Origin of the sequence: Thioalkalivibrio denitrificans (assembly GCF_002000365.1) — a bacterium.
Lineage (GTDB): Bacteria > Pseudomonadota > Gammaproteobacteria > Ectothiorhodospirales > Ectothiorhodospiraceae > Thioalkalivibrio_A > Thioalkalivibrio_A denitrificans.
Genome location: NZ_MVBK01000098.1, coordinates 11,697 through 20,663, shown reverse-complemented (window position 1 = coordinate 20,663; position 8,967 = coordinate 11,697). Strand labels below are relative to the sequence as shown.

Genomic DNA, 8,967 nt, shown 5'->3' with positions numbered 1-8,967 from the left:
CCCATCGGCTGGAAGACCCCGAGCCGGTTGATGTCGTTCAGCATGTCATCGAGGGCGGCGTAGGTGACAAAGTCCGCCCCTATAACGCTTTCGCCTTCGATGTTGAACAGGTTCCAGTAGGTCGTGCCATCCGACCCGCTGCCAACAACGTTCTGGCCCGCACCACCCCCCATCGGCTGGAAGACCCCAAGCCGGTTGATGTCGTTCAGCATGTCATCGAGGGTGGCGTAGGTGACAAAGTCCGCCCCTATAACGCTTTCGCCTTCGATGTTGAACAGGTTCCAGTAGATGACGGGAGCCGCATTAGCGGCAGATGCAGTGAGAGCAAGGGCGGCAACGACAAGACATGCGCGTATGGTCTGCATCGAACCCTCCCGAACAGGAATGCCCCCTGTCCAAAAGATCCCACTGGCAAGCCCCCGCCTCAACCCGCGGGCAGACAGAACGACGAAACCTGACCCTGATGGGTCGATGGCATACATCTTGTCGTCTGGAGACTTATAGGTAAGTTGGTAGAGTTGTCAAGGTTTGCAGGAAAGGGGACGGAGGAGTTCTCTCGTTCAGATCAAGAAAGGGGACAGAGGAGTTTTCTTGCTCAGATTTGGTGGAAGTGAGAAAGGGAGATAAATTCCTCATTCCCCTTTTCGTGCGTTTCTGGCCGCCAGCGTCGGGTCGCCAAAGGCCCTGTTGAGATTTACGGCCTCGCGGACAAGGCGCCGCACGGTCGCGGACTTCACCGTCATGCCCTCCCGCAGTTCCAGCGTGGCCATCTCGTACTTGCCGCTGCCCTTAAGACGTGATTCGATATCCGTCAGACGCTTGCCCCGCCAAAAGCCGAACAACACACGTTCCTCTTCCGCGCGAATGAGCAGCACCGGCCCTTGCGCCAGGTAGACCAGGTGCCCCCATTTCACGACTTCTTCCAGTGTCGCGGCCCCGCGAACCACTGACCGCAAGGATTCCACCAGATCGCGTCGCCAGCCATCCAAGGCGGCCACATAGGCTTCGGGACTTGCCGCGGGTTCGGTTTTCTTCATGATCAGGAATCCGAAGCAAACTTGATGACGTCCTACAAGATCCTCCCAAAAAGGGCAAAAAGGGGACGGAGGAATTTTTTCTGGGAGAAAATCCCTCCGTTCCCTTTTCGGTCAACCGGCTGCCAGGTTGACCAGGGGAAACAAGCCGAACCAGAGGACGTAGCCCAGCGATACGGCCATGAGACCGTCGATGCGCCCCGGTGGATCCTCCCGGTCCAGTGCGCGCCACAGCAGCCACGCGAGCCATGCGCCGTGGGGGATCACCACGTACCCGATGCCGGCGTACGCACCCTGCGCAATTCCGGTCACCTGAAACAGGACGCCGGCAATCGCCGCGAGCAACGTGCAGCCCAGTGCCACCCGGAGTGCCCCGTCCCATCCCAGACGTACTGCCAGCGTTCGCTTCGACACGGCCGCATCCGAATCCAGGTCGGGAATGCCCGAGAGCGTAATGGACGGGAGGATGGCCAGCAGCAGTGGAAGGCTAAGCAGCCATGGGAGAGGGTCGCGCCAGTCCCCCGCCATGAACACGTAGCCGCACAGCAGGACGCCGAGGCTGTGGGTGAGCGCCACATCCAGCTCACCCAGACCACGGTAACTGAGCTTCAGTGGCGGCGCCGTGTAACCGATGGCGAGGATGGCCAGCACGGCCGTCACACCCAGCACCTGTACAGGTTCTCCGGGTGACAGACCGACGAACCACAACAGCGAAACCAGGAAGCCTGCCGAAGCCGCCAGAATGCCGAAGCGGACCTCGCGCGTTGACAGCAGCCGCTCCACCAGCACCCGGGATCCGCCGGTGAAGGGGCTGTAGAAGCGGTTCTGCCGGTCCGTGTCGAAGTCCACAAGTTCATTGACGAGCACGGTGGCGACTTCCAGAAGGAACAGGCACAGGTAGCCCAGCCAGAACACCGGGTTGCCGAACACGCCCGCCTCCGGCGCTGCCGCCAGCGCACCCACGGTGTAGGCCACCCAGGTCATGGGATAGAACTGCAATCGCATTGCCATGAGCCATGCGCCCGCCTTGTGGGCAAGCCGCTCACTCAACGAGACTCGGCCCCGTGCCAGACGCCGTCCTTCCGCCTGAGTCCTTCTCAGCCACACTTCGCGCCGCGCCTTGTCGGAAAAGCGCACCGAGCCGAACATCAGTGAACGCACCGGCCGAATGCCGCAGAAGCCCAGCGTCGCCCGCGCCATGGCGTTCCTGCCGGGCTGGCGGTACAAGAGCCGGTGAATAAACGGCGGCGTGTCCATGGTCGTGATGAGTTGCGCGGAACGACCCTGGAGCAATCCCTCATAGCCCGTACCGCCCTCGCATTTGCGAAAGGCGAATCCGGGCGATATGACGCGGTCGAGGAAACCCTTCAGAAGCGCCGGCATGGTGCCCCACCAGGTCGGATAGACAAATACCAGGTGGTCCGCCCACTCTATCAACGAGCGGGCGGCGCGCAGATCGTCTTCCAGTGGCTGCTGGTTGGGTGACAGCGTGTGAACGTGCGGATCGAACTCGAAGGTGGACAGATCCAGGCGCTTCAGATCCACCCCCGCTGCACGAGCCCCCTCGCAATAGGCATCGGCCAGCGCAGCGCAAAAACTGTCCGCACGCGGGTGGCCGAGGATGACCAGCACGTTCACGGGCCCATGCCCCTGGTCGCCGTCATCCGGCAGCGCCCCTGTGCGCTGCCCGAACGACAGGGGCACGCCGGGGTATGATGTCCATGTGCCGCCTGCGGGCGGATTGATGAACGCGCATGGCGAACCTTTCGGATTCCGATGGCTGTCATCGAACACGAAGTGGAGATACGGGCGTCCCGACAAGCGGTGTTCTCGCTCGTGAGCCGCGTCGAGGAGTTCGTTCACTACAGCGAGGCCATAGAGACCATAACGCGCGTGAACGACAACCGCTACCGATGGACCGTGCGGGCCGCGGGCATTCCCCTCAGCTTTGACGTGGAAATCACTGAATCCGTCCCCCCGGAACGGTTCTCCTGGCGATCGATCACCGGTGTCCCCAACCGCGGCACCTATCACCTGATCCCTGTCGACGGAGGAACACGAATCCATCTGCATCTGGAGTACGACCTGAACAACGCCCTTGTGGAGGAAGCTGTGCGCAAGGCGGGCAAACCGCTCATCCGCCGACTGAGTCGTGAAATCATCGAGAATGTGGAGGCGAGACTGCGGTCAGGCGCACGGGGAACCTGACCGGGGAAATGAGGGAACCAACGATTGACTCCCCGGATTCCCGATTCGCGTTTCAAACACCCAACCAAACCGCGGACAACAAGATCGCAGCCAACACCATGAACAACCCCCCCACCGTAGCCCAACGGTGCATGCGTTGTTCCAGGCGCGACAGTCCGACCCACACTGCCGAAGCGCGAATCTCGAAGGCCCGCGCCACTCGCCACCCCGGCCACCGGAACTTCCGGCTGCGCCCGGCGAACAGTGCGAAGAAGAGCGCGAGGCCCAGCGCCACCGGCCAGAGATCCTGCGCGAGCATCACGGGACTCGGTTCGATGGGCGGGATGTATTCGGGGGCCCAGCCTGTCCAGGGAAGAGATGCGAGGCAGAGCATGGCGAGGCCCCAGGGCAGCCACGGTGCGCCCGGAGACGGGGCATTCGGACGCGGCGTCCTCCAGAGGCTTTGGAGATAGTGCGCCATCAGCAGGGTGGTGCCTGCGATGCTTGCGGTGAGCATGGCCGACAACCAGGGCCCATATCCGCTGTCGGTCAACGACAGATCCAGCGCAGCCTTGGCGATCCATCCGCTGGTGTAGGGAACACCCGCCAGGGACAGGGCGGGCACGCACAGCAGCAGCAAGAGCCAGCGTCGCTGACTGTCGTTACTGCCCTGGAAAAGCCCCGTACCCAGGAACAACGCGCCCTTTGCCAGGGCGTGATGCATGACGAACCATGTGATCCCCATCCATGCCAGTGCGGCAGTGCCCGGCTCCGCGAGAGCCAGACCCGCCAGCAGGGCGATCAGGCCCATCTGACTTACGCTGGACCAGGCAAGTACCGTCTTCGGATCGCGGTTGTTCAGGCCCGACAATACACCGTAGAAAACCGTGATCAGACCCAGGGCCATCAACCACGGACCCCAGTCGGAGACCAGCGCTCCGTGAGGCGAGGTCACCCGCCACCATCCCAGGATGCCCGCCTTGATCATGACCCCGCTCAGCACGGCGCTGGCCGGGACCGGTGCGACCGGATGGGCGAGGGGCAACCAGGCGTGCAGTCCCGCCAGCCCCAGTTTCAGCGCAAATCCGAAGGCGAACAGCGCCCAGATCAGTTCGCGGCCCGGGGCGAGGCCCACGGCCGTGAACGCCAGCATCCCTCCGCCCACGGCGACCGCCACCAGCGCCACGGCCGTAAACAGGCACAACTCCCCGGCGAACATCATGGCCAGATACCAGCGCCCGGCGCGCAGGGCCTCGCCGGTGCCCTCGTGCACCACCAACCCATAGGCGGCGAAGGTCATCAGCGCGAAACCGATGTAGAACACATACAGGTCCCCCGCCAGGATCAGGCCCAGATTCCCCGACAGGGCCAGCAGCCAGAACCCGGCGAACACCGGGCCACGCCGCAACCCGCCGGCCGTGGCCGCATACCAGCCTGCCAGCGTCCACAACAGGGCCGCGGGCAGGAGAAAGGCCCGGGCCGTCCCGTCCAGCCGAAACATCACCCCGGCAAACAGATCGGGCAGCGCGAGCGTCGTATCCGGAGGGGCCAGGAGCGCCGCTGCCAGCGCTGGCAGCGGCGCCCAGGGCAGGCAGGCCAGCGCATATCGTCTGCCGATGCCGGTACACAACAGGAGCAGACCCAGCGACGGGAACGTCAGACTCAGGATCAGCCAGCCCGGATCGAGGGACATGTGCGGCACGACGGCGTTCATGGCATGCCCCAGGTGTCGGCGAGCGCGCCAGTGAGGGGGATTGGCACGAAGCCCGGTATCCAGGCCGCCAGGGCCAGGATGAGGGCCGTGAATCCCATGGCCCGGGTTGAATGGTCGGAGGATGGGGTCATGGCGCCCGCGGTGGGGCCGCCGAGGACCCTGAAGAGGTAGACGGCCGTCAACAGGCTGCCCGCCAGGATCACCAGGGCCCAATGCCAGGCCCCTGCGGCCAGGGCGCTCTGCAACAGCCACCACTTGGCCATGAAACCGCCGGAAGGCGGCAGTCCCACCAGGCTGACGGCCCCCAGGGCAAACGCCAGCCAGGCCAACGCGGGCCCCTGGCCGGGTCCCTTCAGTCTGTCGATCCGATCGTGGCCCAATGACCGGATCAGCACACCCGCCGAAAGGAACAGCGCAGCCTTGGCAAAGCCATGGGTCAGGATCAACACGACTGCGCCGTGCCAGGCCTGGGCCGCAAGGATGCCGGAGGCGACCAGCGGAAAGACCAGCAGGACGTAGCCCAGTTGCGATACGGTGGAATAGGCGATGAGCATCTTCAGGCGGCGCTGCAGCAGGGCCATGACGCCGCCCCAGAGAATGCCCATCGCACCCATGGCCCCAAGCGCAAGGGCCAAGGCCGGTGTCAGCATCGGCGAGAAGGGACCGAACCAGAGCCGCACCATCAGGTAGAAGGCAGCCGTCACCACCACGCCGGACAAAGCCGCACTGACCGCCGAAGGCGCCCGTCCGTGAGCGGCCGGCAGCCAGAAGTGCAGGGGAAACACGGCACCCTTGAGCAGAAGACCCAGCGTGATCAGCAGCGAGGCCAGCAGTTCAATCGCGGCCGGCCCCAGTGCGCCCTGCAACAGCCTCATGTCCAGGCTGCCGTGTTGGCCGTAGAGCAGGGCGACCCCCATGAGAAATACCGTTGAACCCAGCAGGGTCGCGATGAAGTAACGCCAGGCGGGGACCAGGGCGGTGCGCCCGCCCATGGCGATCAATGCCACGGCGGCCAGGGACACCAGTTCCAGGGTGACGTAGAGATTGAACAGGTCCGCGGACAGGAACAGCGCGTTGAGCCCGCCCCACAGGAAGAGCCACAGGGGCCAGAACAGCGGGCTATGGCCCGCGTCACCCTCGGCCACCCGGTAGACACCCGCGCCCCCCATCACGAGCGCCGTGAGCAGGAGCATGGCGACACTCAGCCCGTCCACCTGCCAGCCGATACCCAGCGGGGGAACCCAGCCGCCCAAATCCATGCGCCAGGCCCCCAGGGTCCCGACCATCAGGACCAGGGCAAGTGAAGCGACCGTGATCAGGCCGGCACTGACCAGGTAGATCCCTGCGCCGGCCCTCGGCCGGACGAATGCCGCAATGGCCGCGAACAGGGGTGCGACAAAGAGCAGTGAGGGCCCGATCTGAAAGAGATCGGGAATCACGGCAGGTCGTGCCTCCTGTGCGAAGCACGCAATCGCACGACGAGCACCACCGCCACGGCCGTGGTACTGACCGTCACTACGATCCCGGTAAGGACCATGGCGTGAGGCACCGGGTCAAGACCGGGCGCCGCCCGGGCCACGGTGACCAGCCAGAGGAACACGGCCGTGGACATGACATTCAGGGCTAGAATGCGGCGCAGCAGGTGGCGCGAAGCGAACACCCCGTAGAGCGCCATGAGAAACAGCGCGGTGGCCAGCAACAGATAAAAGGTCATTGCCACCCCCTGTCGCGCCAGCGGACGGGGGGTTGTCCGCCCAGGTACAGGGCGAACAGCAGCAGGGCGATGGACAACCCCGCGGCCAGTTCCAGCAGAGTGATCAGCCGGCCCGACCAGTCCGACGGGTATTGGAAGAACACGTACCCCGCAAATTGGGTCACGCTGGCCACCACCAGCATCGTTCCCAGCCCCAGTGTCAGCAACCAGCGCCAGGGCCCCTGCTCCCCGCCCGTGAGCCAGGGGCGCGCGCCCGCCAGCAACATCAGCACGCCACCCGCGCCCATCACCGCGCCGGCCGGGAACGCACCGCCCGGTGCGTGACTGCCCCGCCAGAGCAGGTAGACGGACACCAGGACGAAGGCCGGAAACAGGGCCCGGGCCATGGCCGGCAGGGCCGGCGAGGGCATGGCCGGGCCGGTGGACCAGGGCGAAGGCCCCAACGACCAGATGGCAAGGCTGCCCAGCAGCAGGACCCCGATCTCAAGCAGGGTGTCGAGGGCGCGGAACGCGAGCAGCACGGCGGTCACCGGGTTGTCCACGCCGGCTGCCGGCTGGTGGATGGCGACCATCTCGCCGAGGCCCGGAGGCGACGGCGGCGCAGCTTCCAGGCTCCAGAGAAACCAGGCCAGCAGCACGACGGGCGCCCAGAACAGGAGCCAGTATGAGTGAGAGAGGATATGTTGCGCCGCCTCTGCATACCGTTCCCGCGGCAGGCGACCCAGGGCGGACAGCAGCAGGGCGCCGGTCACGCCGGCACCGATGGCTGCCTCGGCCAGCGCGATGTCCGGTGCCTCCAGGCGCACCCAGGCCAATGCCATCAGCAGGCCGAAGATCATGAAACTGACCACCGCGCGGAACAGGTCGGCGGCGAAGATGGATTGCCAGGCCAGCCAGAGCAACAACGCGCCCAGCAGTGCATCGAAGAGCGGCACCAGGGCGTCCATGGCTCAAAGACCCCAGGGCCTGACGCCCCGCGAGAGGGCCGTGCGTGCGATCAGTCCCACCCCGGTGGCACTCGCGATGAGCATCAGTATCCAGATGAGCAGCAGCTTGAGGGTCATGGCCAGGCTGCCTGATTGCAGGCCGAGCCCCAGGCACACCAGACCCAGCCCGACATTGTCACCCTTGGCCAGGGCGTGGAGGCGCGTGTAGACGTCGGGAAACCGCAACAACCCGACGGTGCCGAGGAAGAAAAACGGCAGGCCGAACAACACCATCAGCAAACCGAGCCATTCGACAAGACTCATGAATCTCCTCCCGCACGTCTGTCTTTCCCGGAATCACCGGCGATCCAGAAGCGGCTGACGAAGGTGACCACCGTCACGGCCGAGAGCAGGGCGAAGACCAGCGCAACGTCCACGAGGCTTTCCTCGCCGCTGACGGTCGCCAGCAGGAGAAGGATCACCACGGCGGAGGTGGCGAACATTTCCGCCGCGAGCATTCGGTCCGCGGCGGTGGGCCCCTTAAGGACCCGGGCGAGGCCCACGAGGATGTTGACCATGAGCAGCAGACTGGCGATCACGTAGATCTCAAACATGATGTGTTTCCTTGGTATCAGACCCGAACAGGCGTCCCACCCGCCGCTCCAGGCGTTGCAGCGCGGACACGGCCCGGTCGGGGTTGCTGAGCACATGCACAGACATGGAGTGGTCGGTGATCTTCACACACAAAGTGCCCGGCATCAGATTGATGAGGACGGCGAGAAACACCCTGCCCCGCCCGGGCGGCAGTGCCCAAGGGTAGTCCACGACGGCGGGCTGCAGGGGACGACGGGGATGCAGGGCGCGCCATGCAACGTCCAGCGCACCACGCAGGGAAAGCATCAGGAACATCGCGACGAAGACCAGCAGCCCCAGCGGATGCCAGGAGATCGGCCGTGCAGGGGGAAAAGGATTGAACAGGGCGGCCGCGAGAATCGCCGGCAGCCCCCAGAACCAGGCAGAGGGTGAGCCGCCGGCCAGTATCCACCACAGGACCCCATAGATCAGCAACCGCTGGACAAAACCGGCCATGGGAGGGCGGTCTCCTTATCCTGGCTTCCCGGTGGTATCCCGGCAGCGTTTGTCGCCGTGAAAGCCCGGGAATTCATTGAGATCTTCAGTCATCGGCTCTATCGCCACACAAACCGGCCAGCGAAGCAGTCGTGTACACATTCCGAATACAGCATGGTATCGAAAGTCCGGCTTGAGAAGGTCGAAATCCACGCGACCTCCGGCTCGGATCCATGCGAGCCTCTCAATTGCGAGGACAACGATGCCGTTATGCACACTTGCAGCGTCAGCACGCGTAGAATCGAGCCCAGGAGCCTGTCGGAC

General features: G+C 64.8%; 11 protein-coding genes. 1 reads left to right on the top strand and 10 read right to left on the bottom strand.

Annotated elements, in window-relative coordinates:
* The 3 genes from B1C78_RS14325 to B1C78_RS14315 form a co-directional block, all read right to left on the bottom strand.
* The coding region (locus B1C78_RS14325; protein ID WP_139349953.1) for a hypothetical protein at window positions 1–365 on the bottom strand (365 nt) is incomplete at its 3' end.
* A gap of 267 nt (window positions 366–632) precedes the next feature.
* Window positions 633–1,037, bottom strand: a complete 405-nt coding sequence (locus B1C78_RS14320) for a DUF1801 domain-containing protein (protein ID WP_217698042.1) — start codon at window positions 1,035–1,037, stop codon at window positions 633–635.
* Window positions 1,038–1,148: 111 nt separating this feature from the next.
* Entirely contained in the window at window positions 1,149–2,672 is a 1,524-nt protein-coding gene (locus tag B1C78_RS14315; RefSeq protein ID WP_077279856.1) for an NAD(P)H-dependent oxidoreductase, read from the bottom strand.
* Window positions 2,673–2,810: 138 nt separating this feature from the next.
* On the opposite strand from B1C78_RS14315, the gene B1C78_RS14310 reads away from it, so the two are divergent.
* Window positions 2,811–3,242 carry an SRPBCC family protein gene (locus tag B1C78_RS14310; protein WP_077279853.1) on the top strand — a complete coding sequence of 144 codons (432 nt, stop codon included), beginning with the start codon at window positions 2,811–2,813 and terminating at the stop codon, window positions 3,240–3,242.
* Window positions 3,243–3,294: 52 nt separating this feature from the next.
* On the opposite strand, the gene B1C78_RS14305 is transcribed toward B1C78_RS14310, so the two are convergent.
* Genes B1C78_RS14305 through B1C78_RS14275 form a run of 7 tightly spaced genes read right to left on the bottom strand, consistent with a single transcriptional unit; the run spans window position 3,295 to window position 8,664 of the window.
* Window positions 3,295–4,935 (bottom strand): complex I subunit 5 family protein, encoded by a 1,641-nt coding sequence (locus B1C78_RS14305; protein WP_077279852.1) that lies wholly within the window; start codon window positions 4,933–4,935, stop codon window positions 3,295–3,297.
* Window positions 4,932–6,374, bottom strand: coding sequence for a complex I subunit 5 family protein (locus tag B1C78_RS14300; protein ID WP_077279851.1), 1,443 nt, complete (start codon window positions 6,372–6,374; stop codon window positions 4,932–4,934). Before B1C78_RS14300 ends, B1C78_RS14305 begins: the two co-directional genes overlap by 4 nt.
* A complete protein-coding gene (locus B1C78_RS14295) occupies window positions 6,371–6,649 on the bottom strand; it encodes an NADH-quinone oxidoreductase subunit K (RefSeq protein WP_077279850.1) in 279 nt (92 codons plus the stop codon). The genes B1C78_RS14300 and B1C78_RS14295 overlap by 4 nt, the downstream gene beginning before the upstream one ends.
* Window positions 6,646–7,596, bottom strand: coding sequence for a hydrogenase subunit MbhD domain-containing protein (locus B1C78_RS14290; RefSeq protein ID WP_077279849.1), 951 nt, complete (start codon window positions 7,594–7,596; stop codon window positions 6,646–6,648). Before B1C78_RS14290 ends, B1C78_RS14295 begins: the two co-directional genes overlap by 4 nt.
* A 3-nt stretch (window positions 7,597–7,599) precedes the next feature.
* A complete protein-coding gene (gene mnhG, locus B1C78_RS14285) occupies window positions 7,600–7,899 on the bottom strand; it encodes a monovalent cation/H(+) antiporter subunit G (RefSeq protein ID WP_077279848.1) in 300 nt (99 codons plus the stop codon).
* Window positions 7,896–8,189 (bottom strand): MrpF/PhaF family protein, encoded by a 294-nt coding sequence (locus B1C78_RS14280; RefSeq protein WP_077279847.1) that lies wholly within the window; start codon window positions 8,187–8,189, stop codon window positions 7,896–7,898. Before B1C78_RS14280 ends, mnhG begins: the two co-directional genes overlap by 4 nt.
* Complete coding sequence (locus B1C78_RS14275) at window positions 8,182–8,664, bottom strand: Na+/H+ antiporter subunit E (protein WP_077279846.1); 483 nt, start codon at window positions 8,662–8,664, stop codon at window positions 8,182–8,184. The genes B1C78_RS14280 and B1C78_RS14275 overlap by 8 nt, the downstream gene beginning before the upstream one ends.
* Window positions 8,665–8,967: the final 303 nt, after the last annotated feature.

Coding starts and splice junctions, on each gene's coding strand:
- B1C78_RS14305 (WP_077279852.1), bottom strand. CDS start 4,935: ATGAACGCCGTCGTGCCGCACATGTCCCTCGATCCGGGCTGGCTGATC.
- mnhG (WP_077279848.1), bottom strand. CDS start 7,899: ATGAGTCTTGTCGAATGGCTCGGTTTGCTGATGGTGTTGTTCGGCCTG.
- B1C78_RS14275 (WP_077279846.1), bottom strand. CDS start 8,664: ATGGCCGGTTTTGTCCAGCGGTTGCTGATCTATGGGGTCCTGTGGTGG.
- B1C78_RS14320 (WP_217698042.1), bottom strand. CDS start 1,037: ATGAAGAAAACCGAACCCGCGGCAAGTCCCGAAGCCTATGTGGCCGCC.
- B1C78_RS14310 (WP_077279853.1), top strand. CDS start 2,811: ATGGCTGTCATCGAACACGAAGTGGAGATACGGGCGTCCCGACAAGCG.
- B1C78_RS14280 (WP_077279847.1), bottom strand. CDS start 8,189: ATGTTTGAGATCTACGTGATCGCCAGTCTGCTGCTCATGGTCAACATC.
- B1C78_RS14290 (WP_077279849.1), bottom strand. CDS start 7,596: ATGGACGCCCTGGTGCCGCTCTTCGATGCACTGCTGGGCGCGTTGTTG.
- B1C78_RS14295 (WP_077279850.1), bottom strand. CDS start 6,649: ATGACCTTTTATCTGTTGCTGGCCACCGCGCTGTTTCTCATGGCGCTC.